Source organism: Neisseria sp. P0022.S009, from assembly GCF_051956675.1.
GTDB lineage: Bacteria > Pseudomonadota > Gammaproteobacteria > Burkholderiales > Neisseriaceae > Neisseria.
Window position 1 is genome coordinate 203,967 of sequence record NZ_JBQCXE010000002.1, and the last position, 23,252, is coordinate 227,218.

General features: G+C 49.9%; 25 protein-coding genes and 1 other RNA gene. 13 read left to right on the top strand and 13 right to left on the bottom strand.

What is annotated here, in order from left to right; translation table 11 throughout:
• Window positions 1–95: 95 nt before the first annotated feature.
• Window positions 96–1,115 (bottom strand): lipopolysaccharide heptosyltransferase II, encoded by a 1,020-nt coding sequence (gene waaF, locus ACTHUG_RS04075; protein ID WP_440386275.1) that lies wholly within the window; start codon window positions 1,113–1,115, stop codon window positions 96–98.
• A gap of 284 nt (window positions 1,116–1,399) precedes the next feature.
• Window positions 1,400–2,863: an IMP dehydrogenase gene (gene guaB, locus ACTHUG_RS04080; protein ID WP_049348691.1), complete on the bottom strand. Its 1,464-nt coding sequence runs from the start codon at window positions 2,861–2,863 to the stop codon at window positions 1,400–1,402.
• Window positions 2,864–3,052: 189 nt separating this feature from the next.
• Between guaB and ACTHUG_RS04085 the strand changes: the two genes are divergently transcribed.
• The gene (locus tag ACTHUG_RS04085; RefSeq protein ID WP_440386274.1) at window positions 3,053–3,478 is read left to right on the top strand and encodes a DUF4124 domain-containing protein; all 426 of its coding nucleotides are present in this window, start codon (window positions 3,053–3,055) and stop codon (window positions 3,476–3,478) included.
• A gap of 69 nt (window positions 3,479–3,547) precedes the next feature.
• Here ACTHUG_RS04085 and ACTHUG_RS04090 read toward each other — a convergent pair whose 3' ends face one another.
• Complete coding sequence (locus ACTHUG_RS04090) at window positions 3,548–4,876, bottom strand: anaerobic C4-dicarboxylate transporter family protein (protein ID WP_440386423.1); 1,329 nt, start codon at window positions 4,874–4,876, stop codon at window positions 3,548–3,550.
• 224 nt (window positions 4,877–5,100) lie between these two features.
• A complete protein-coding gene (locus tag ACTHUG_RS04095; protein WP_440386273.1) occupies window positions 5,101–6,675 on the bottom strand; it encodes a glycosyltransferase family 2 protein in 1,575 nt (524 codons plus the stop codon).
• A gap of 83 nt (window positions 6,676–6,758) precedes the next feature.
• On the opposite strand from ACTHUG_RS04095, the gene ACTHUG_RS04100 reads away from it, so the two are divergent.
• On the top strand, window positions 6,759–7,724 hold the full coding sequence (locus tag ACTHUG_RS04100) for a tRNA dihydrouridine synthase (RefSeq protein WP_440386272.1): 966 nt from the start codon (window positions 6,759–6,761) through the stop codon (window positions 7,722–7,724).
• Window positions 7,725–7,765: 41 nt separating this feature from the next.
• On the opposite strand, the gene ACTHUG_RS04105 is transcribed toward ACTHUG_RS04100, so the two are convergent.
• The 3 genes from ACTHUG_RS04105 to ACTHUG_RS04115 form a co-directional block, all read right to left on the bottom strand.
• Window positions 7,766–8,491, bottom strand: a complete 726-nt coding sequence (locus ACTHUG_RS04105) for a hypothetical protein (protein ID WP_440386271.1) — start codon at window positions 8,489–8,491, stop codon at window positions 7,766–7,768.
• A gap of 157 nt (window positions 8,492–8,648) precedes the next feature.
• Window positions 8,649–9,122, bottom strand: a complete 474-nt coding sequence (gene dnrN, locus ACTHUG_RS04110; protein WP_107697094.1) for an iron-sulfur cluster repair protein DnrN — start codon at window positions 9,120–9,122, stop codon at window positions 8,649–8,651.
• 183 nt (window positions 9,123–9,305) lie between these two features.
• Entirely contained in the window at window positions 9,306–10,238 is a 933-nt protein-coding gene (locus ACTHUG_RS04115; RefSeq protein ID WP_440386269.1) for an AEC family transporter, read from the bottom strand.
• A 178-nt stretch (window positions 10,239–10,416) separates the two neighbouring features.
• Here ACTHUG_RS04115 and ACTHUG_RS04120 point away from each other — a divergent pair, with 178 nt between their 5' ends.
• Both ACTHUG_RS04120 and ACTHUG_RS04125 read left to right on the top strand, forming a co-directional pair.
• Window positions 10,417–11,172 (top strand): GNAT family N-acetyltransferase, encoded by a 756-nt coding sequence (locus ACTHUG_RS04120; RefSeq protein WP_440386268.1) that lies wholly within the window; start codon window positions 10,417–10,419, stop codon window positions 11,170–11,172.
• Between the two features lie 57 nt (window positions 11,173–11,229).
• On the top strand, window positions 11,230–11,979 hold the full coding sequence (locus ACTHUG_RS04125; protein WP_440386267.1) for a lysophospholipid acyltransferase family protein: 750 nt from the start codon (window positions 11,230–11,232) through the stop codon (window positions 11,977–11,979).
• Window positions 11,980–12,032: 53 nt separating this feature from the next.
• Here ACTHUG_RS04125 and gloA read toward each other — a convergent pair whose 3' ends face one another.
• Entirely contained in the window at window positions 12,033–12,446 is a 414-nt protein-coding gene (gloA, locus tag ACTHUG_RS04130) for a lactoylglutathione lyase (protein ID WP_049348681.1), read from the bottom strand.
• Window positions 12,447–12,650: 204 nt separating this feature from the next.
• Here gloA and ACTHUG_RS04135 point away from each other — a divergent pair, with 204 nt between their 5' ends.
• Together ACTHUG_RS04135 and ACTHUG_RS04140 are read left to right on the top strand one after the other, a co-directional pair.
• Complete coding sequence (locus tag ACTHUG_RS04135) at window positions 12,651–13,751, top strand: conjugal transfer protein (RefSeq protein ID WP_440386266.1); 1,101 nt, start codon at window positions 12,651–12,653, stop codon at window positions 13,749–13,751.
• Window positions 13,752–13,836: 85 nt separating this feature from the next.
• The gene (locus tag ACTHUG_RS04140) at window positions 13,837–14,301 is read left to right on the top strand and encodes a low molecular weight protein-tyrosine-phosphatase (RefSeq protein WP_440386265.1); all 465 of its coding nucleotides are present in this window, start codon (window positions 13,837–13,839) and stop codon (window positions 14,299–14,301) included.
• Between the two features lie 94 nt (window positions 14,302–14,395).
• Here ACTHUG_RS04140 and metW read toward each other — a convergent pair whose 3' ends face one another.
• Window positions 14,396–14,977: a methionine biosynthesis protein MetW gene (gene metW / locus ACTHUG_RS04145; RefSeq protein WP_049322294.1), complete on the bottom strand. Its 582-nt coding sequence runs from the start codon at window positions 14,975–14,977 to the stop codon at window positions 14,396–14,398.
• Window positions 14,974–16,113: a homoserine O-succinyltransferase MetX gene (gene metX / locus ACTHUG_RS04150; RefSeq protein WP_440386264.1), complete on the bottom strand. Its 1,140-nt coding sequence runs from the start codon at window positions 16,111–16,113 to the stop codon at window positions 14,974–14,976. The genes metW and metX overlap by 4 nt, the downstream gene beginning before the upstream one ends.
• Window positions 16,114–16,229: 116 nt before the next feature.
• Between metX and ACTHUG_RS04155 the strand changes: the two genes are divergently transcribed.
• Window positions 16,230–16,430, top strand: coding sequence for a protein MIGRI (locus ACTHUG_RS04155; protein ID WP_003747144.1), 201 nt, complete (start codon window positions 16,230–16,232; stop codon window positions 16,428–16,430).
• Between the two features lie 68 nt (window positions 16,431–16,498).
• On the opposite strand, the gene nadE is transcribed toward ACTHUG_RS04155, so the two are convergent.
• Window positions 16,499–17,287: an NAD(+) synthase gene (gene nadE, locus ACTHUG_RS04160; protein ID WP_440386263.1), complete on the bottom strand. Its 789-nt coding sequence runs from the start codon at window positions 17,285–17,287 to the stop codon at window positions 16,499–16,501.
• A 102-nt stretch (window positions 17,288–17,389) separates the two neighbouring features.
• On the opposite strand from nadE, the gene ACTHUG_RS04165 reads away from it, so the two are divergent.
• The 3 genes from ACTHUG_RS04165 to efp are packed head-to-tail and all read left to right on the top strand — an operon-like array spanning window position 17,390 to window position 19,460.
• Window positions 17,390–17,668: a hypothetical protein gene (locus ACTHUG_RS04165; protein ID WP_314589727.1), complete on the top strand. Its 279-nt coding sequence runs from the start codon at window positions 17,390–17,392 to the stop codon at window positions 17,666–17,668.
• A 31-nt stretch (window positions 17,669–17,699) separates the two neighbouring features.
• Window positions 17,700–18,857 carry an elongation factor P maturation arginine rhamnosyltransferase EarP gene (gene earP, locus ACTHUG_RS04170; RefSeq protein WP_440386262.1) on the top strand — a complete coding sequence of 386 codons (1,158 nt, stop codon included), beginning with the start codon at window positions 17,700–17,702 and terminating at the stop codon, window positions 18,855–18,857.
• Between the two features lie 42 nt (window positions 18,858–18,899).
• Window positions 18,900–19,460 (top strand): elongation factor P, encoded by a 561-nt coding sequence (gene efp / locus ACTHUG_RS04175; RefSeq protein WP_036490530.1) that lies wholly within the window; start codon window positions 18,900–18,902, stop codon window positions 19,458–19,460.
• Window positions 19,461–19,522: 62 nt separating this feature from the next.
• Here the strand turns inward: efp and ACTHUG_RS04180 are convergent, their stop codons facing one another.
• Complete coding sequence (locus ACTHUG_RS04180; RefSeq protein ID WP_440386261.1) at window positions 19,523–20,122, bottom strand: MlaC/ttg2D family ABC transporter substrate-binding protein; 600 nt, start codon at window positions 20,120–20,122, stop codon at window positions 19,523–19,525.
• A 165-nt stretch (window positions 20,123–20,287) separates the two neighbouring features.
• Here ACTHUG_RS04180 and ACTHUG_RS04185 point away from each other — a divergent pair, with 165 nt between their 5' ends.
• The 3 genes from ACTHUG_RS04185 to ssrA all read left to right on the top strand — a co-directional run bounded on the left by ACTHUG_RS04185 (window position 20,288) and on the right by ssrA (window position 22,277).
• The gene (locus tag ACTHUG_RS04185) at window positions 20,288–20,503 is read left to right on the top strand and encodes a tautomerase family protein (RefSeq protein ID WP_137040913.1); all 216 of its coding nucleotides are present in this window, start codon (window positions 20,288–20,290) and stop codon (window positions 20,501–20,503) included.
• Between the two features lie 84 nt (window positions 20,504–20,587).
• On the top strand, window positions 20,588–21,802 hold the full coding sequence (locus ACTHUG_RS04190; protein ID WP_003747157.1) for a pyridoxal phosphate-dependent aminotransferase: 1,215 nt from the start codon (window positions 20,588–20,590) through the stop codon (window positions 21,800–21,802).
• Window positions 21,803–21,914: 112 nt separating this feature from the next.
• Window positions 21,915–22,277: a transfer-messenger RNA gene (gene ssrA / locus ACTHUG_RS04195) on the top strand.
• Between the two features lie 166 nt (window positions 22,278–22,443).
• On the opposite strand, the gene ACTHUG_RS04200 is transcribed toward ssrA, so the two are convergent.
• On the bottom strand, window positions 22,444–23,229 hold the full coding sequence (locus ACTHUG_RS04200; RefSeq protein WP_440386260.1) for an endonuclease/exonuclease/phosphatase family protein: 786 nt from the start codon (window positions 23,227–23,229) through the stop codon (window positions 22,444–22,446).
• Between the last annotated feature and the right edge of the window lie 23 nt (window positions 23,230–23,252).

A 23,252-nucleotide genomic window follows, 5' to 3' on the forward strand; every position in this document is an offset into this window, starting at 1 on the left:
AAATATGATTTTCAGACGGCCTTTCGTTAAAAACAAAAAATCAAAAGGCAGACTCAAATCTGCCCTTTGCTGCTTTCCATCTAATCTTTATTGGATTACGCCGAACGAGCCAGCTCTTCCGCCGCTTTTTGCACCCTATCCGGCGTCAGTTTGTTCAAACAATCCGTATGCCCCAACGGACATTCTCGCTTGAAACAAGGCGAGCAATCCAAATTCAAGCTGACGATTTTTGCCTTTGGGCTTAGAGGCGGCGTATGGTCAGGGCTGGATGAACCGTAAACCGCAACCAATTTCCGATCAAGCGCGGCCGCAAGGTGCATCAGACCGCTGTCGTTGCACACGACCGTATCAGCGCAAGACAACAAATCAATCGCTTCCGGAAGATTGGTTTTACCGCAAAGATTGGTACACAGGCCGTCTGAAAGTCGGTTGATTTCATCTGCAATATCGAAATCTTTTTGTGAACCAAACAGCCAAACCTGCCAACCTTCAGCCAAATAGCGGCGGCCGAGTTCGGCAAAATGACGCGCAGGCCAACGCTTGGCCGGGCCATATTCCGCACCGGGACAAAATGCCAAAATCGGTTTATCCGTCGCCAAACCATGTTTTGCCAAAGCGGCTTGACGGCTTTCGGGATCAATCGTGAAACAGGGATTATCAGAATGCCCGTTAAAATCCGCTTGGGTCGGGTGCGCCAGCGCAGTATAGCGGTCAACCATCAACGGCAATGCGGCCTTATCCAACTTACGGATATCGTTCAGCAAAAAATAGCGCGACTCGCCGACGTAGCCCGTACGCTGTTTAATCCCCGTAGCCAAAGCAATAATGGCGGATTTGAGCGAACCGGGCAAAACAATCACTTGATCATAGCCTTCTTTTCCCAATTCACGCCCGATACGCCAGCGTTTTTTCAATTCCAATGCACCATGTCCAAACGGGTTTTCCATCACACGGTTGATTTCAGGCATACGCTCAAATACGGCCATCGACCATTTGGGCGCAAAAGCATCAATAGTGCAGCCGGGATGCAGCTCATGCAAACGGCGATAAAGCGGTTGGGTCATGACGCAGTCGCCAATCCAGCTTGGGGTAATAATCAGGATTTTTTTGGACATAATGGAATGTGTTTTTAATTTTGGCTTATTGTAATACGATTTTTAAAAGGCCGTCTGAAACTTGGTTTAATCGCCCTGAGCAGAACGTACTATTTGATACATGTCATTTCAACAGATGCACTCTGGTTTGAGCGCATGAAGCGTTTGTCTTCGCAATTATTCTGCAAATACCACGCCCCAAATACTAAGCATAACGGCGGCAAGCAATATTTGCTTCATTTTTAAAACCTTATAAAAACAGAAAGGCCGTCTGAAATATTTTCAGACGACCTTTTTATAGTGGTTTAACGATGGTAGTTAGGCGCTTCTTTGGTAATTTGTACGTCGTGAACGTGGGATTCGCTCATACCGGCAGAAGTGATTTCCACAAATTCTGCTTTCTCGTGCATTTCAGCAATATTGGCGCAACCCAGATAACCCATGCTGGAGCGCAGACCGCCGGTCAATTGGTGGATGATGTTCACAATCGGGCCTTTGTAAGGCACGCGGCCTTCAATGCCTTCAGGAACATATTTGTCTGTGCTGTCGGTTTTGTCTTGGAAGTAGCGGTCGGCAGAACCTTGGCTCATCGCACCCAACGAACCCATGCCGCGGTAAGACTTGTAAGAGCGGCCTTGGTAGAGTTCGATTTCGCCCGGTGCTTCTTCCGTACCGGCAAACATACCGCCGAGCATGACGCTGTATGCACCTGCTGCCAGAGCTTTAGCAATATCGCCGGAGAAGCGGATACCGCCGTCGGCAATCAGGGGAACGCCTGTACCTTTCAAGGCTTCGGAAACATTGTGAATCGCAGTCAGTTGAGGCACGCCCACGCCTGCCACGATACGGGTCGTACAAATCGAGCCCGGGCCGATACCGACTTTAACGGCATCCGCACCGGCGGCCACCAAATCCAAAGCGGCTTGGGCAGTCGCGATATTGCCGCCGATGACTTGAATGTGCGGGTAAGTTTCTTTGACCCAGCGCACACGATCGATAACGCCTTGGCTATGACCGTGGGCAGTATCGACCACAATCACGTCCACGCCTGCTTCCACTAATGCTTTGACACGCTCTTCGGTATCGCCGCCGGTACCCACCGCAGCACCGACGCGCAGACGGCCTTCGGCATCTTTGTTAGCATTAGGGAATTCGGTTGTTTTCAGAATATCTTTAACGGTAATCAGACCTTTGAGTTCGTCTTGGTCGTTCAATACCAAAACGCGCTCAACTTTGTGCGCATGCATGATTTCGCGGGCTTCATCGATGCTGGTACCTTCAGGAACGGTAACCAAACGGTCGCGGGGGGTCATGATGGCAGAAACCGGCAAATCGACACGGTTTTCAAAACGCAGGTCGCGGTTGGTCACGATACCGACCACTTTGCCGTTTTCAACAACAGGCAGACCGGACATTTTGCGTTTGCGTTGTGCGCGCATTTCCAATACGTCGCGGATCAATGCGGTCGGCGCAACGGTAACGGGATCTTTCACCACGCCGCTCTCATGGCGCTTCACTTTGGAAACGGCACGCGCTTGCAACTCCGGCGTCATGTTTTTATGGATGATGCCGATGCCGCCTTCTTGAGCCATAGAGATAGCCAGACGCGCTTCGGTAACGGTATCCATTGCAGCAGAAAGTAGAGGGAGGTTGAGCGTGATATCGCGGGTGAGTTTGGTTTGAAGTTTGACATCTCGAGGCAGCACGTTTGAGTGCGCTGGAACCAACAAAACGTCGTCGAAAGTATAGGCTTTTTCTACAATACGCATGATGCTCGGTCTTTCAGTTTGTGCAAGATGCACGGCATTATATCACACCGGCTTGATGCTAACATTGGCAATACACGTTTTAACGTTATTTTTTTACATGATTTGATTTGGCGTACAAAAATATGCCAACGCATTGCAGTTTCAAGTAAAATAAGCCGCATGAGAACATCATTTACATAAGGGAAACCCATGAAATCTTCCGTACTCAAAACCTGTCTGATAGCAGCCCTTCTCTCTTCCGCCGCTCTGACCGGCGCGGCCAAGGTTTACACTTGGAAAGGCTCATCGGGCAACAGCTATTCCGATACGCCAAACCGCCTGCAACCGAAGCGTTCCGGCGTGGTCAACATCCGCACGCACAACGTTAAACCTGCCGTTGCACCTGCTGTTGCGGCATCTGAACCGGTTGCCGAGCAGCCCAACGAACAGGTTGCGGAACAAAACAAACAAATCGAAGAGCGCAATAAAAAAATCGAAGAACAAAACCGCCAAAACAAGCTGGAAAACTGCAAAATCGCCAAAATCAACCGCCAAGTCGCCGAAAGCGCACGCTTGGCCAATCGCGACAGCCTAATTAAGCAATACCAAAACGACGTCAATAAATACTGCAATTAAGCTCTCAAATGACAATATCAAAAAGGCCGTCTGAAATTTAATTTCAGACGGCCTTCATTTTTCAGTCCATCAATAATACAGTTGAACCAACAACAAACCGAAAACCAGACTAAATGCCATACTCAACAAGCCCGGAATCATGAAGCTGTGGTTGAAGATGAATTTGCCGATTTTGGTTGAGCCGGTTGTATCGAAGTCGATAGCGGCAATAATCGGACCGTAGTTTGGAATGAAGAAATAGCCGTTTACCGCGACAAATGTGCCAATAATGATGGGCGCAGGAATACCCAGTTTGATAGCGATTGGGAACAGCGTTGCCACTGTCGCGCCTTGGCTGTTGACCAATACCGACAAGATAAACAAGGCAAAGGCAAAGGTCCATGGTGCAGATTCAACCAAATGGCTGACGGTCGATTCCACTTCTGTTAAGTGGCCGTTCATCAAGGTATCGCCCAACCAAGCCACACCAAACACTGCAATCACGGCACGCATACCGGCGTGGAATACCGAACCTCGGGTAATCGCATCGCCATTGGGTTTACACGCCAAAATAATCAGCGCAGAAGCAGACAGCATCACGATTTCAATCGTATGCGCCATGCCCATAGGCTTGATCGCGCCATCGTGTTCAAAAGCCGGACGCAACTCAGGCAGCGCACCCATCACGACCACCAGCAATGCCGCAGTCAAGAAAATACCGACCGACAATTTGGCTTTCGGCGAAATGGCAACATCGGTTTGTTGTTCCTCCACATCGATGTATTCTTTCACATAGTTCGGGTCTTGCAACAAAGCCTGATAATGCGGATCGTCTTTCAATTCTTTGCCCAGTTTGTTTACGAACACGCAAGCCAAACCGATACCCAAAATCGTAGACGGAACGGTGACTTTCAACACATCCGCCATCGTGATGTGCTGCGGCTCAAGCATGGAGACACAGGCAACAACGGCAGCGGCAATCGGGCTGGCGACAATCGCAAATTGGGAAGCGATAACCGCCATTGTCAAAGGACGGGAAGGACGGATGCCATTACGGCGGCTGACTTCGGCAATCACGGGCAAGACCGAGTAAGCCACATGGCCCGTACCTGCCAACACGGTAAAGATGTACGTTACCGCCGGCGCGATAAAGGTGATGTATTTCGGATTGCGGTGCAACACGCGCGTAGCAATTTTAATCATATAGTCCAAACCGCCGCTGGCCTGCATGGCCGCCGCGGCAGACACTACCGCCATAATCATCAGCATCACATCAATCGGCGGGCTGGTCGGCTGAAGATGGAAACCAAAAGACAATACGGCCAAGCCGATACCGCCGAGCACGCCCAAACCAATACCGCCAACCTGCGCACCAATCAGGATACACAGCAGCACAACGGCAAACTGGATAAAAAACATAGTTGACATCACAACTCCCAAAATCCGGCCTTCGCCGAAATAAAATTACAAACGGTTGGATTATAGAGTAAACTCTCTTTCCTAACCATACTTTACCTAATTATACATACTGATCTACATCAAATAAATAATATTCTCATTTAACCAATAGACTCATCAAAAGCATAAAAAAGGCCGTCTGAAGATTTTCAGACGGCCTCTATGATTCAGATGAAATGATAAGGCTATTTTCCGGCTACTTCTTCATCTTTTATAAAATCCGATACGCCATGGACACAGCGGATTTTGCGTTCCGACAAGGTTGCCTCCAACAAAGCATCGTTTTGCGGCAAGGAATCGCGTTCCGCCTCATTGTGCCAGAGGTGGTACGCAATGCCGGCAAATTTCAAATTATGGCGTTTCATCCCATTATGATAGCAACGGGCGACAAATTCACTGTCCTCCCTGCCCCAACCGACAAAGCTATTGTCAAACCCGTTAACGGCCAGCGCATCGCTGCGGAAAAAGCCCATATTGCAAGTTTTGATGCCTTTGTGTTTGCGGTTACCTTTGCGGCCTGCCAATTTGGCCAAACAACGGCAGCGCAGGGCTGAAAGCCGTTTTTCTATTCCCGAGCTGAACATAGACAAGGCAGGCAAATCGCCTTCGTCCAAAATATCCTGCGTTTTGTCCTCAGTCAAAATCACGCGGGAACCCTGTATCAGACGGCCTTTGCGGGCAATCTTCAAATGATCGGCGATAAAAGACGGATCCAAGACCATATCGCCGTCAATCAACACAATATAATCGCTTTTCGCCTGCGCCAGTGCACGGTTGCGCGATTCTGCGGCACGAAAGCCTCTATCCGGCTGCCATGAATGTTTGACCGGAATACTTGCCCTGCGGCGGATAAAATCAACCACTTCGGCGGTTTCCTGTCTTGAGCCGTCATCCGCGACAATAATCTCATCCGGCAGACGGGTTTGCGATAAAGCCGATTTCAACACCAGCTCCAGAGCATCGGGACGATTATAGGTAGTGATGATGAGGGAGACGGTTATCGTGCGGTTGCGCTCGTAAAGTTTGACATATTTGTAATACGAACCTTGCGCGTTGGACACCGAAATCGTCAGCCCGTCCGCGCCATAGGCAAAACCCCGTTTGAGCAGGTAATTTTTCACAAACGATACGCCGCCATGCAACAAAGCCTTAAACGGCGAACTGTCTTTCTTGAAGCGGTTTTCTTCCGCATACAGCGAGCTGTACTGCTGCATTTTTTGAATCAACCCTTCGGCGTTTTCAAAAGAATAATGTTTCAGACGGCCATCGAGTTGTTTAACCTTGGCTTCCTGTGGCAACACCAAAGACTCATGCACCTGACGGTTGGAAAAACGGGTAAATCTGCGATGGTAAAGACGCGGAATAATATCCGGATACCAGCCGCAGCCTTTAATCAAGCGGCCGTGGTAATGGTTCAGACGGGAAAGCGAAAAAATATGTTCCTTCTCATTTTCCAAAACGGCCGCACGAATGGATTCAATTAAAGCCTTATCCGCCACTTCATCGCTGTCTATGCTGAAAATCCAATCGTTTTGCGCCAGCCTGGCCGCCAGATTTTTCATCGGGCCAAACCCGATAAACTCATGCTTGTAATAGCTGACATTGGGAAAGCCCTTGGCAATTTCAAAAGTACGGTCGGTCGAGCCGTTGTCCAACAGCAGGACTTCGTCAAAGTCTTTCAGCGCACTCAAAACTTCTGAAAGATAACGTTCTGAATTTTTTACCAACATGGCGGCGGTTGCCGGAATTGTGTGCATCATAAAAAGGCCGTCTGAAAAAGGAAGCTGTATTTTAACCGATATACCGCTACAATATGTCCTCCTTTTTTCAGACGGCCTGACTCATGCAGCTTATTCTTGCCCCCATGCAGGGGCTGGTGGACGATGTGATGCGCGACCTGTTGACACGCATCGGCGGATTTGACGAATGCGTCAGCGAATTTGTCCGCATTACGCACACGGTCCACTCACGCGCCACTTGGCTTAAATATGTTCCCGAAATCGCCCATGCCAACCGCACGCCGGCTGGCACGCCCTGTACTGTCCAGCTTTTGGGCAGCGATGCGGAAAACATGGCCGTCAATGCTTTGGAAGCCGTGCGTTTCGGTGCGGACAAAATCGACCTCAACTTCGGCTGCCCCGCGCCGACGGTCAACAAACACAAAGGCGGTGCGGTCTTGCTCAAAGAGCCGGACTTGATTTACCACATCGTCCGCACCCTGCGCCAACGCCTGCCGCAACACATTCCGCTGACGGCCAAAATGCGGCTCGGTTACGAAGACAAAAGTCTGGCATTGGAATGCGCTTCCGCGATTGAAAACGGCGGCGCATGCGCGTTGACCGTCCACGCGCGCACCAAAGTCGAAGGCTACGAACCGCCGGCTCATTGGGAATGGGTGCGCAAAATCCGCGATGCAGTCAGTATTCCCGTTACTGCCAACGGCGATGTGTTCAGCCTTCAAGACTATCTCGACATTAAAACCGTCAGCGGCTGCGACAGCGTGATGCTCGGGCGCGGAGCGGTTATCCGTCCAGACTTGGCGCGGCAAATCAAGCAATATGAAAACGGCGAAACAGTGAAAGACACTGACTTTGCCGAAGTCTCCTCATGGATAGTCCAGTTCTTCGACTTATGCCTTACCAAAGAGGCCAACAACAAATATCCGGTTGCCCGTTTGAAACAATGGCTGGGCATGATGAAAAAAGAGTTTGAACAGGCGCAGGTATTGTTCGACCGTATCCGTGCCGTCAAAGAAGCGGATGAAGTAAAACAGATTCTGCTGTCGTTTGAACAAGAGATGCATTCATGATTCAAAAAAGCCGTCTGAATTTCAGACGGCCTTTGATTTCATCACCTACATACATAATCAGCCAACAGTCTGCCTTTTTCCGCACTGGCTGCATTAGCCATATTTACCTGTCTGGTCTCAGGGCCATTCTTGGATTTCAGGGCTTCGCCATATTTTCTGGCAAATTCTTTATTGGCACTGGTCACCCTTGACTCGGTAGAATCCAATATAAACTCGTCCTGCAGATATTTACCTTGTGCAGTAATAATCAAGATATTTTCAGGCGAAGGATAATCCGGAAAATCAATATAGTTGGTAATCAGCTTATAGGAAACGCCTTTGCCGTGTTTCATATCCTGACAGATGCCGTTAGGCGCGGTAAAGACTGCGTGGCCGATACGGCCGTGGCCGAAATCGTAAAAATCGATTCTCTTCGCAGAAGCCAATTGTTTTCTATCGTTGCCGTCATTTACATTTAATGACTTGCCGTTTACCAGAAACAGGGTTGGCAACAAGGGGCTGCCATGAGAGGCTTCCAAATTATATGCTTCGCCCAACAGCTTGCCTTGGCGATACACCGTCAAGACAGGCTTTTTCAGACCATTTTCCGGATTGCCAGTTTTCTTAAAAGAAATCTTCTGAACCACATTGCCAAATTCATAATAAGGTCGCGACTGCACACCTGTTTTCGTATCCTGCAGGGCGCTCCAGCTGCCGTCCGTCGTTTGGGCGCATGCAGTCAGAGCAACAAACAGAATACCCGATAGTAAAACTTTAGAATGTTTCATTCATAAACTCCTTCTCAAGTAAACAAAAGAACGGATGTGTGCCTTTACTGCCTAATTTTGTTTCTTTATTAAAATTTTAGAACTATTATACTAACTTAGCAAGGGATTAAAGAACAGGCCGTATGAACATTCAGACGGCCTTGATTAAGCTCAAATTTTAAGAAGCCAAAACGCGGTGGAACAAAATCTCATTTTCCAAATGGATATGGTCTTTCAAATCATCCACCATCTCTTTGGCCAAAGTGTACAAACGGGTCCAGCTGCCGCAAGCGCCTTCGGGAAGCTCAAAATTATTGGTCAATTCTTCCAAACGCGCGATGGCCTGATCGTGGTCTTCGTGTTCATGCATCATCACGCTGATGGGCATGGCCGCGCCGCGACCCACACCCTGATTAATCATCGGGAACAACATGCGCTCCTCTTTCATCATGTGCATCAACAGCTCGTTTTGCATATAGGCCAACAAATCAGGTACTTCGGCAGGAAAAGTGTCGGCATGAACCTGCGCCACTTTTTGCGCCAGCGGAACCAACTCTTCAAACTGGGCGCGGTGGACATTGTGGTAACGCTGCAGGATATGGTCGATGGTGGAATTGAAAGGTGCGGTTTCCCAAACGGTAAAGTCGGTCATGGCTGTGTTCCTTTAAAGATTGATATTGGATGAATGTTAGGCATAAGGATACACGCTGCTTGAGGCTTTGTATAGTTTTTTTAATTGCTTAATTAATTGATAATAAAAGTTATTTTCAAAATTAAAATACCAAACAGGCCGTCTGAAACATAAAGTCAAAGTTTCAGACGGCCTGCCCTTTTCTTAAATAATCCAACGATATAAGGCAATCATTACCGGCATGGTTACCACGCAAAGCAAGGTCGTCAACCCATAAATCGCACTGGCTTTTTGGGCATTTTTGCCGTAAACAACCGCCATTTGGGTAACTGTCGAAGCGGCAGGCGAAGTCGTTGCCAAAAAGCTGATTAACACAACCGTATCCGCATGCGCATCATGATGGGCAAAACCGCAGGCTTTAACGGCAAAAAGCAATAATACCGGAATCAAAATCAGCCTTAAAAAAGCAACGAGATAAAGCCTCGGCATCCACACAATCGAACGCAACGGCAAAGAGGCCAGCAGCATACCTGCCACCAACATGGCAACTGGGCCAATCATACTGCCCACCGTCGCCAAAGTATTATCGACAATGTGCGGCAGCTTGATTTGAAAGGCAAACATCAGCAGCCCGACCAACATGGATAAGATGTTGATATTGGTGAAAATGGTTTTCCAAGCCACATTGCCTCGACCGCAAATTAACAGGCGCAGATGCGTCCAAAACAAAAACGTCTGCACCAAGATAAAACCAGTGGTGTAAATCACCCATTCCGGCCCAAATACCGACATTACCAAAGGGATAATCAGGTTGCCCGAATTGCTGTACACCGTCGCCGCGTGTTCGAGCGCATCGAGTTTGAACAAGTGTTTAAACACCCTGCCCAAAACAATCAACACCACATGGAAAAACACCGCCAGCATAACGGAAAGCTTCAGCCCTTCGATAATCTGCGGCGTATTGTCCATCTGAAAAGCATGAATCATGACAGACGGGCTGATTAGGTAAAGCGCGATGACGGAGAGCGTGTAGCTGTTTTCCGATTTCAACAGCCCGGCCTTCACCAAAGCCACGCCCATCAAAACAATCAGCGTCAGCTCGGTAATTTTTCCGGCAAGCAGAAAAGAGGTTTCCATAACAAAAAAAGCGGCAAAAACATTGATTTTACGCTTCTACCGCTTGGCATGCCAAATTCAGACGGCCTGAAGCCTTTTTCCAACAACCCGACATAATTTGCCCTACCGCAAAGCAAACCAATATAAATCTGTCCGTATATCCGCTATAATCAGCCATTTTCTTCAAACAGGAAACATCATGTCCCCCAGCCGTTTCAATCAAACGGGCCCCAAAATCGGCCTGAGCGTACGCCTTGCAGAAACCCAAGCTGAAATCGAAGCCGCCCAAAGATTGCGCTATCAGGTTTTTGCCCAAGAATTGGGTGCGGAAATCGAAAGCAATGACGGCCGCGATGTCGATCCTTATGATGAGCATTGCCACCACCTGCTCGCGTTTGACGATGCAACCGGCGAAGTTATCGGCTGCTACCGCCTGATTACCGAAGAAACCGCAAAAAAAGTCGGCGGCTGGTACAGCGAGCATGAATTCGACCTTAAGCCTTTGAAAGACATCCTGCCGCAAACCGTCGAACTCGGCCGCGCCTGCACCCACCCGGACTACCGCAACGGCGGCTTGGTCATGCTGTTGTGGACCGGTTTGGTCAAATTCATGAAAGACGAAAATCTGCGCTTTATGATTGGTTGCGGCAGTATCGAAATGCGCGACGGCGGCAGCGATGCGGCCGGTCTGTATCATGCCTTGAAAGGCAAATACCTTGCTCCGGAACAATGGCGCGTCAAACCGCTCAACCCGCTCAAATGGGACAGCATCACGCCGTCTGAAAACCCGCCCGTGCCCGCACTGATCAAAGGCTATCTCAAAGCAGGCGCGTGGTTTTGCGGCGAACCTTGCGTCGATGAAGCGTTCAACTGCGCGGATGTGCTGATCATGATGGACATCAGCCATCTTTCCGACCGCTACTTGCAACGTTTTGCCCCTAAAACCGATTCATAATAAAAGGCCGTCTGAAACTTCAGACGGCCTGCCTCATCTTTTATAAAAACACACACAATGACTGCCAAAATCCGTTTTATCTTCCGTCTTCTCTGCATTGCCGGCTGCCTTTTGTACGGCATGGCCGAAATGTTTTTTCTGTTTCCCTTTTACAGCAGCAAACGCAAACTGCGTGCGATCCAATTATGGTCGCTGCGCGTGCTTGCTTCCTGCGGCATGAAACTGCAAACTTTCGGCACGCCGCCGCAAGAAGGCCGCGGCCAAATGCTTATCAGCAACCATATTTCATGGTTGGACATTATGGCGGTCAACGGCGCTTTCCCCGGCCGTTTCGTGGCTAAAGACGATGTGGCCAAATGGCCGGCGGTCGGTTATCTCGCTACACAGGCACAAACGGTTTACGTCTCGCGCAACCGCGGCATCAAAGGCAATTCCGCCAAAATCGCCGGCGTAACCGAAGCGCTGAAAAACGGCGATACCGTCACCATTTTCCCCGAAGGCACCAGTACCGAAGGCCGTGAAATCCTGCCGTTCAAACCCAGCTTTTTTCAGACGGCCTACGATGCAGGCGTACCGATTATTCCGGCACTCTGCCGCTATCCGAATCCGGACGGCAGCAGCCCCAATCCGCACACCGCCTACTACGGCGACATCAGCCTCTGGCAATCTATCTGCATGGTCATCAGCCAGCCTTCCAGCACGGTCGAGCTGCATTTCCTCGATCCGATTGAAGCGGGAGAAGACCGCTATGCCACCGCGCTTCAAGTACACGCCCTGTTGAGTGAAAAGCAAAAACAGTTGGGCTGATCAAACAAAAGGCCGTCTGAATATTCAGACGGCCTTTTCCATTATCTTATGTCTTAAGATGAATATTGTACCGAATCGCTACCGCTTTTCTTTTGAATAAATTCGATTTTGTAGCCGTCCGGATCTTCGACAAACGCAATCACAGTCGTGCCGTGTTTCATCGGACCGGCTTCGCGTACCACTTTGCCGCCCTTTTCTTTGACACGTTCGCACGCGGCGTAAGCATCATCGACTTCAATCGCGATATGGCCGTAAGCATCGCCCAAGTCGTAAGACTCCGTATCCCAGTTGTGGGTCAGCTCCAAAACAGTATGGTCCGCCTCATCGCCATAACCGACAAAAGCCAAAGTAAAACGGCCTTCAGGATAATCGCGGCGGCGCAGCAGTTGCATATTCAATACGTTTTGATAGAAATCCAAAGAGCGTTCGAGATTGCCGACACGCAGCATAGTATGAAGCAAACGCATGATTTTGTTCCTTTCTGAATTATGTTTGGTCATGAATTATAACACATCGGGTTCCATCCTCTTCAGCCTCAAAATACCGACACTGAAACTGCGTAAAAATGAAGCGTACACCCTGCCGTCATTTGAATTTCATGTATTAACAAGCACACCAACCGACTAAATTGCTATAATCGCCACACTTACAACACAACACTTCAAACCGTCATGAAAACCTTTGTTCTTCCCGATACCCGCCCTTATCCGCAAAGCCCTATCAAAAACCACCTTCTGCTCAATGCCTATCAGCTGGCGCACAACTCCTCCTCCGCATCACGCAAACTTTCGGCCGGCCAACTGCAAACCGAAATCCGCACCATGCTCAGCCAAAACCATTACATCAACCTTTCATTGGCAATGACCATGGCGCCCGATGTCGGCACTTACACCAGCCTGATTCAAAGCGTGGGCGAAGTCCTGAAGGCAGAAAACGATAACGAAGCCCAATGGTTTGCCCTGCCTGTCGTTTTGGTTGCCGGTTGCAAAAAAGAACAAACCCTACCGCTCACGCTGCCTACCGAAGCCCTCTTCGCCTGCCTGCAAAACTACCCCAACCTGCGCGCCCTCACGCAAAACACGCAATGGCTGCCCTACCTCGTTCAATCGACCGATTTGAGCAGCGTTACCCCGGGCGAATGGTTCCAAGCCAAGCAAAACGATGAAGCGGCAGGCGCATTCCTGCAAAAATTCGAATACAAACCATTGGTGCTGCCCGAAGGCCAATCCGTCCATGTTGTTTACGCGCTGGGCTACGGCGATAAAAGCATTCAGACGGCCTTGGGCCTCAACCTGCAACAGGCAGGCCTGCCGCTGATGCAGGTTTGGCAAGAGCATCTCGCCCTCGACGGCGTTACCCTCTTTACCAACCCGCTCTCGCCCAATACGCCGCTTGACACCCTGACCGAAGGCAGCCATACCCGCCAACGCATGGCCATGGACGTTTTTGCCACCAACGCCATCCGCGCCATCCGTATGCAAAGCCCGCGCGTCGGCGTTGTTGCCGCAGCCAAGGCGGACGGCAAGCTCCAGTTTAGCTTCAACGCGACCGACAGCGCGTTTGAAATCGTTCCGCAGACCTTCACTTGGGAGCTGGCCTCAACCGACAATATCGCCATCGTGCAGCAAAACTTCCTCGACCTGATGGCCGAATGCCGCATCGAGCACCTCTACCTGCTGCACAACCCACTGGGTGAAAACGAAAACATCCCGACTTATGCCCAAGCGTTGAAACTGGAAGGCCACAATCCTTTCTTCAGCAATGTAAACTAAATTGAAAATGCAACACGCAAGGCCATCTGAAAACGGTTCAGCGTGTTGCATTGATTTTCAAACCTTACCGCTCATTTTCACAAACATGAAAACCCACAAAATCCTTTTCGTCTGCCTCGGCAACATCTGCCGCTCCCCCATGGCCGAATACGTCCTGCGCCACCGCGCCCACGAAGCAGGCATGGGCAATGCCGTCATGACATCCAGCGCAGGCACATCAGGCTGGCACGACGGCGAAAACATGCACGAAGGCACGCGCCGCGTGCTCAAACAACACGGCATCGACCCGTCAGGTTTTACCAGCAGCAAAATCAAACCCAGCGATGCCGAACATTTCGACTACATCATCGTGATGGACGACAACAACCTCAGAGAAACCGAAAAACAGCTCGGTTTCCACCCCGGCAAAATCTTCAAACTGACCGACCTTATCCCCGACTCAGGTTATAACCACGTTCCCGATCCGTGGTACACAGGCGACTTTGACGAAACCTACCGCCTGGTCGATGCCGGCAGTTTGGCCTTGTTGGAAAAATTGAAACAGGCTTAAACCGGCTGGAACAATAAAAGGCCGTCTGAACAGGTATCCGCAAAAGCCATGCTTTCGTGATGACCTGTTCAGACGGCCTTTATTAATCACCACATCAACCTACGCGGTAAAACGCCAGGCTACCCAATAAATTCGGCAGATGTTTGACCTGTCGGTTGCCCGTCATGACCGCACGCTCAAGCACGCGGATTTTGTTTTTGGCACACAGCAAATCAAAATCTTTGAGGGTACACCAATGGATATTGGGCGTATCGTACCAATGATACGGCATACGCTCGGAAACCGGCATATGGCCGCCGACGGCGATTTGAAAACGGTTGCGCCAGTAGCCGAAGTTAGGGAAGCTGACGATAGCCTGTTTGGCCACGCGCATCAGGCAGCGCAGGATTTTTTCCGTGTTCTGCATGGCTTGAATGGTTTGGCTCAAGACAATCACATCAAAGCTTTGATCGCCAAACGCCGCCAAGCCCTCTTCCAAGTCGGCCTGAATAACGTTTACACCGCGGGTCATGGCGGCAATCACGCTGTCGGTATCGATTTCAATACCGTAACCGGCGCAGTTTTTATGCGCCACCAACGCGGCCAGCAGCTCGCCGTCGCCGCAACCTAAATCGAGTACGCGGCTGCCTTCGGGTATCCAATCGTAAATGAGTTGCAAATCATCGCGCAGATTCATTTTTGGCAGTCCTTGTAAACGTTGTTCATATAAGCGGCAACAGCGCGGATATAGGCTTCGTCTTCCATCAAGAAAGCATCATGGCCGTGATTGGATTTGACTTCGATGTACTGCACGGATTTTTGCGCGGCGATTAATGCCTTGACCAATTCATGCGAACGTTGCGGCGAGAAGCGCCAGTCAGTGCTAAAGCTGGCAACAAAAAATTTGGCCTGCACATTCTCTACGGCACGCGTGAGGTTGTGGCCGTAATCGGCGGCCGGGTCGAAGTAGTCGAGCGCCTTGGTCATCAGCAGATAAGTGTTGGCATCGAAACGGCCGACAAACTTGTCGCCTTGATAGCGCAGATAAGATTCCACTTCAAATTCAACGCCATAGCCGTACTGATAGCCGTCTGATTTTAAAATGCGGCCAAATTTTTTACCCAAACCGTCTTCGGCAAGATAAGTAATGTGCCCCATCATGCGCGCGATACGCAAACCGCGTGAAGGAACGGTATGATGGCTGCGGTAATTACCTTCGTGAAAATCAGGATCGGTCAAAATCGCCTGGCGGGCAACATCGTTAAACGCGATATTTTGGGTGGAAAGTTTAGGCGCGGAAGCGATAACGAGCGCGTGGGCAACGCGTTCGGGCAAAGAAATCGTCCATTGCAATGCCTGCATGCCGCCCAAACTTCCGCCAACAACGGCCGCCCATTTTTGGATGCCGAGATAATCGGCAAGCATGGCTTGGGACTTCACCCAGTCTTTGACGGTTACAACCGGAAAATCCGCACCATATTCGCGGCCGGTTTCAGGATTCTCGGACAAGGGGCCGGTGCTGCCGTCGCAGCCGCCCAAGTTGTTCAAACCGACAACGAAAAAGCGGTCGGTATCAATAGGTTTGCCGGGGCCGACCATATTGTCCCACCAACCGGCGTATTTATCCTCCGCACTGTGCTTGCCGGCAACATGATGATTGCCTGATAAGGCATGGCAGATAAGGACGGCATTGCTTTTGTCGGCATTGAGCGTGCCGTAGGTTTCAATCATCAGGTCGAAACGAGGTAAGGTTTTGCCGTTTTCCAGAGCAAGCGGTGTGTCAAACGGAATTTTCCGGGGCGTTACAATGCCCACTGAGGCATTTGTTGTCATTTGTAATTTCCAAGTGATGCGGCAAAAGGGGTATTATAACGTTTCGTTTTTGTTTTGTGCATGAGGCTTCAGAAGGCCTGCCCTAATTAGAGGCAATATTTTTGGGAGGATATGGAATGATAGGCAGGCTTTTGCGATTCTTTTTCTTTTGCGCCATCGCGGCATTGATTGTGAACCGTCTGTTCAGCCGCCAACAAAAGCGCACCATTCGGGAAATCGCCAAAATCAGCGCGTGGGTATTGCTGGGCGCGGCGGCGGCTACGCTGTTTTGGTATCTAATGATGCTGTTTTTCAAGCATATTCCCAATTCTTATTGAAATAAAATATAAAAGGCCGTCTGAAAACCTTAATCCAGCGTTTTCAGACGGCCTTTTGATGTTCAAACTTAAAAAAATTCTTCCGGAATCTTGCAAACAGGAATCGGATTGACTTTGTGCTGCATGGCTTTGTGCAATCGGGTATAGATTGCCAAAACTTCGCGCTGCCTGCCCTCAAAATCTTCAGGCTTGTGGCTGCCGTACACGCTCATCGCCCATTCGAGTTCGGGATAAGATGCGCCCATTTGCTCTTCATCGGTACGCTCGGTATCCCAAAGGCCGTCTGTCGGTACGGCTTTTTGAATGTCTTCCGATACGTCCAACTCGGCTGCCAGCGCGTACACTTGAGTTTTGGTCAAATCGGCAATCGGGCTGATGTCCACGCCGCCGTCGCCGTATTTGGTGAAGAACCCAACGCCGAAATCTTCAATTTTGTTGCCCGTCCCCGCCACCAGCAAACCATGCAGCTGGCCGTAATAATAAAGCGTCGTCATGCGAAGGCGGCTGCGTGCATTGGCCAGTGCCAGCTGTTTGTTGGGAAATTCGGTTTCGCTGACGTCAACGGTATCGGCAAACGTATCGAACGCCGGGGTCAAATCAACGCTTTGCGCTTTTACGTTAGGATAACGCTGTTTCAGACGGCCCATGTGTTCTTGTGCGCGGTTGACTTGGTCGGATTTCTGACGAATCGGCATTTCCAACAACAAAACCGACAAACCGGTTTGCGCGGCAAGTGTGGAAACCACGGCAGAATCGATGCCGCCGGATACGCCGACGACAAAACCTTTGGCACGCGCCTGCTCGGCGTAATCTTTGAGCCATTGAACGATATGGCGGATGATGGCTTGGGTTTGCATAGGGATAAATGTTCGTTTCAAATAAACCGAATGATAGCCTGATTTGCACTTGTCTGAAAGACGACAGGGTATAATGTTTCTTTTATTTCTTGCACACACACCATGTCCAAACCCATCCTTCTGCGCTGGCTCGCCGTCTGCCTGATTCCGCTCGCCACCCTTTTGTGGTTTGCCCTCAACCCGCCCGAAGACAAAACGCAACACCTCATCAACGGCATCATCCTTGCCTGCGAAGCCACGTTCCTATTCAAATTCGTCCTCTTTGACGTCATCAAACACCACCTAAAACAAGAGCCCGAATTGAAACGGCAAAGCATATGGATGTTTATCCCGATTATTTTGCTGATTGTTTATTTGTTCCACTATTTCGGCGCATTCTGATGTTTTCAGACGGCCTTGGGCATATTTTTCCATGAACACTACCCTACCTTATACCTGCTGGATTTTCTGCAACGTCATCGACAACTTCGGCGACATCGGCGTTTCATGGCGGCTGGCGCGTATTTTGCAACGCGAACTCGGCTGGCAAGTGCATTTATGGACAGACGATTTCCCGTCCCTTCAAGCACTTTGCCCTGATTTGGCCTCGATTCCCAATATCCATCAAAGCATCGGCATTCACGCTTGGCAAGCCGACCATGCCGAAGATACCGACACAGCCCCTACTCCCGACATCGTCATCGAAACCTTCGCCTGCGAACTGCCCGACAACGTTCAAACCATCATCCGCCAACACCAACCGCTTTGGCTCAACTGGGAATACCTCAGCGCAGAAGACAGCAACGAGAGGCTGCACTTAATGCCCTCGCTACAGGCCGGCGGCATACAGAAATATTTTTGGTTTATGGGTTTCAGCGAAAAAAGCGGCGGCCTGCTGCGCGAACGCGATTACGCCGAATCTGCCCGCTTTGATACGGAAACCTTACGCCGACAACTCAAACTTCCCGCAAAAAACGCGCCCGAATGGCTGCTTTTCGGCTATCAAAGTGATATTTGGGCAAAATGGCTGACCATGTGGCAACAGGCCGGCCAACCTATTACCCTGCTGCTTGCAGGTACGCAAATCATCGCCAGCCTGAAAAACAGCGGCCTAGTGCCGCAAAACGCCCTGCTTGAAGACGGCGATGTGTATCAGAGCGGACACATTACCCTGATCAAAATCCCTTTTGTCCCCCAACAGGATTTTGACAAACTGCTCAACCTTGCCGACGGTGCCGTCATACGTGGCGAAGACAGCTTTGTTCGCGCCCAGCTCGCCGGAAAACCCTTCTTTTGGCACATCTACCCGCAAGAAGAAAATATCCATCTCAACAAGCTGCACGCGTTTTGGGACAAAGCGCATCAGATTTATCCGGATGTTGTCGCCACGGCACACCGCCTCCTTTCCGACGAACTCAACAACGGCGAAGCACTCAGCGACAACCAACGCCTGCAGGCATGGCAAACCCTGACGGCACATCAAAACGAATGGCGCCAAAGCGCGGCAAAATGGCGGGACGGACTTTTTGTCCAAAAAAGTGCCACCGAAAAACTTGCCGCCTTTATTTCAAAGCACAAAAAAATACGCTAAAATAGCGCGTTTTATTACAACCGATTTGATTGGAAAACCACAATGAAAACAGCACAAGAACTGCGCGCCGGCAACGTATTCATGGTCGGCAACGATCCTATGGTCGTTCAAAAAACCGAATACATCAAAGGCGGCCGCTCTTCCGCCAAAGTCAGCATGAAACTGAAAAACCTGCTGACCGGTGCCGCTACTGAAACCATTTACAAAGCCGACGACAAATTCGACGTCGTGATCCTGTCCCGCAAAAACTGTACTTACAGCTACTTTGCCGACCCAATGTACGTCTTCATGGACGAAGAGTTCAACCAATACGAAATCGAAGCCGACAACATCGGTGACGCGTTGAAATTCATCGTTGACGGCATGGAAGACCAATGCGAAGTTACTTTCTACGAAGGCAACCCAATCTCCGTAGAATTGCCTACCATCATCGTTCGCGAAGTTGAATACACCGAGCCTGCCGTTAAAGGCGATACTTCCGGCAAAGTGATGAAAACCGCACGTCTGGTCGGCGGCACTGAAATCCAAGTGATGTCTTACATCGAAAACGGCGACAAAATCGAAATCGATACCCGTACCGGCGAATTCCGCAAACGCGCCTAATCAGCCCGTAATACAAAAAGGCCGTCTGAAACAAGTTTCAGACGGCCTTTTATCAATCTGCCTTATTGTTTCTTCAAGCCCTTGGCTTCGACAGTGGCAATCGTACCGTCAATGCCTTTGCTCTTAATCAGCTCGCCAAATTGATTGCGGTATACCGTTACCAAGCTGGTACCATCCACGCGGATGTTGTAAATCTTATACGCACCGCCGCTTTGGTAAAGCTGGTAGGCCACTTCATACTTGGTGCCTTTTTTGGTTTGAATTTCCGAGAAAACATCAAACTTATTGCCGTTTGCCGTCATCTTCGGCAACAGGCGCACATTCGCATCTGCCGCACCAATCAGTGCAGAGTGCGAGTACATTGCAATCACCATATCTTTGAATGCACGGATAAAATCGGTTTTCTGTTTGGCAGAAAATTCACGCCATGGCGCACCAACCGCCAAAGCCGAAATACGCTCATAATCCAGATAACGGTCGGCATACTGCTCAACCTGTTTCACACGCTGCGCCTCTGTCAAAGACGTATTGCGTGCAATTTTCAACACGGCATCAATGTTCTGCTGCATCTGCTTTTGCGCCGGATGCGTTTCCGCCGCCACATAAGGCGCGGCAATCACCATCGGAGCGGCCACAATCAAAGTCTGGAGAAAACGGTTCATGATGATATCCATCCAAAATAAAACCGCATTGTAAAAACAATCCATTCCAAAAAACTTAATTCTTTGTAAAAGCAGGCATGGGCAATGAAAAATCCTGCAATTAAATTTCAGACGGCCTGATAAAAATAAGATAACATATAAACATTATTTTCAAAGGAGGAAGCCATGCCCTACGTCAACATTAAAGTGACCGGCGGCAGCGAAGCCCCGAGCACGGAGCAAAAAGCTGAATTAATCCGCGGCGTCACCGAATTACTCTCACGCGTTCTCAACAAAAACCCTGAGACAACCGTCGTCGTCATCGACGAAATCGATATGGACAACTGGGGCATAGGCGGTAAAAGCGTGACGGTTCGCCGTGCCGAAGCGCGCAATAAGTAAGCCTTGGCCGTCTGAAACCCTTTTAATTTACCCGCAAAAAGAGTACATTTATCCCATTGTTAACAATTTTACGGAACACACATCATGGAGAAATTTCCCAAATCATCCAAACTGGATCACGTTTGCTACGACATCCGCGGCCCGGTTCACAAAAAAGCCCTGCAACTGGAAGAAGAAGGCAACAAAATCCTCAAGCTCAATATCGGCAATCCGGCTCCGTTCGGCTTTGAAGCGCCTGATGAAATCTTGGTTGACGTCATCCGCAACCTGCCCACTTCTCAAGGCTACTGCGACTCCAAAGGCCTTTACTCCGCACGCAAAGCCATCGTCCACTACTACCAAACCAAAGGACTGCTCGACGTTACCGTTAACGACGTTTACATCGGTAACGGCGTGTCCGAGCTGATTACCATGTCCATGCAGGCATTGCTCAACGACGGCGATGAAATCCTAATTCCTGCGCCTGACTATCCATTGTGGACCGCCGCCGCGACACTGGCCGGCGGTACCGTCCGCCATTATCTATGCGACGAAGAAAACAACTGGTTCCCCAACCTGGCCGACATGGAAGCCAAAATTACGCCTAAAACCAAAGCCATCGTCGTCATCAACCCCAACAACCCGACAGGTGCGGTGTACAGCAAAGAAATCCTGCTCGAAATCGCCGAATTAGCGCGCAAACACGGCCTGATTATTTTTGCCGACGAAATTTACGACAAAATCCTCTACGACGACGCAGTACACCACCATATCGCCGCGCTTGCCCCCGACCTCCTGACCGTTACATTCAACGGTCTCTCGAAAGCCTACCGCGTTGCCGGATTCCGTCAAGGCTGGATGATACTTAACGGCCCGAAACATCATGCAAAAGGCTATATCGAAGGCTTGGACATGCTCTCGTCTATGCGCCTTTGTGCCACCACACCCATGCAACACGCCATTCAGACGGCCTTGGGCGGATACCAAAGCATCAACGAATTCCTCCTCCCCGGCGGCCGCCTGCTCGAGCAACGCAACAAAGCATGGGAACTGGTCAACCAGATTCCGGGCATATCCTGCGTCAAACCCATGGGCGCATTGTATATGTTCCCTAAAATCGATACCGAAATGTACAGCATCCACGACGACATGAAATTCATCTACGACTTACTCGTACGTGAAAAAGTCCTGTTCGTCCAAGGCACAGGCTTTAACTGGATACGCCCCGACCACTTCCGTATCGTTACCCTGCCGCCCGTTCATCAAATTGAAGAGGCCATGGGCAAACTCGAACGCTTCCTGCAAAACTACCGTCAATAAACCTAAACAAAGAGGCCGTCTGAAAAAGCAAACCGCTGTTCAGACGGCCTTTTTAATCAAACAGCAACTTGGCAAAGCCCGCCGACATGCGTATAATCAACCCTTCCTATCTGGGGGCGATCTTGGTTTCGACGGGGGTTGCAAAGCAGATGCGGGCATACCGGGGTCTCAGATTTCCCGTTAAACACTGAATCAAAATAGTCGCAAACGACGAAACTTACGCACTGGCCGCTTAAGGCCTGCCGTTGCAGCAGTTGGTCAATGGGCTGTGTAGCGAAAGCTACCGCAACGTCATTCTACATTGACTGGTTTTCTGTCGGGTTACTTGGCAGGAAACGAGATTTAAGGTAACTGGTTCTCTGAAGGCCTGTTGGTCGGCATGATGGGGACAAGATTCTAAATAGACACAACTAAGTATGTAGAACGCTCTGTAGAGGACTTTCGGACGGGGGTTCGATTCCCCCCGCCTCCACCAGATTTAAAGCGCAAACTTTTGATTTAAAAAGGTTTGCGCTTTTTTATAAACTTAAAACAGGCCGTCTGAAACATTTCAGACGGCCTTATTTTCTTCTCAAATATCTGAGTGACAGATACTTTTTCTTTCAATATATTGCCAATGGTGCTTAAGAAAGATTTCAACCTTATATTTTTCTATCGGACTTCATCTCCATTTTACGATGCGGTCTAACTGTTACACTCAACGGCAGATGATCTGATAAATGCTGCCAGTCTTTACTGTTGTGGATTTCAGAATCGATGACATCAAGATTGCGCGTGTAAATGCGGTCGAGACTGAGGATGGGTAGGCGCGAGGGGAAGGTTTTGGGACGTTTGCCTGTATTATCGACAAATACTTCGTTCAAATCTAATGCCCTGCCCAGCTCACGTGCTGATTTTTGCCGCCAGTCATTGAAATCGCCGGCAATAATCAAGGGGCTGTCAGGGTTGATGTGGCGGTCGACATAGTCGCTGATGGCGCGGTATTGTTTGATGCGGTCAGGTTCGCGCAGATTGAGGTGGACGCACAGACACACCAGCGGATCTTCCCAGCCTTCGGGTACGACCTCGCAATGCAACAGGCCGCGCTGTTCGAGTTTGTTGACGCTGATGTCGAGGTTGTTTTCCGTTTTCAGCGGCAGGCGGCTGAGAATGGCATTGCCGTGGTGTCGTTTGGGATAGACGGCATTTTTACCGTAGCTGCGATGATAATCGAGGCTGTCGCCGATGATGTCGTAATGCGGCGCATCGGGAAAATCGGTACGACGGCTTCTGTTGAGATGTTGTCCTTGGACTTCTTGTAAAAACAAAACGTCCGAACCCAATGCACCCAGCGCGTCAGCCATGCGGTTGACCTGCACTTTGCGGTTGAGCGCAGACATGCCTTTGTGCATATTGTAGGAAGTAATGGTAACTGGACGGGGAGACATGATGTGTGATGAAGCGGTTTATT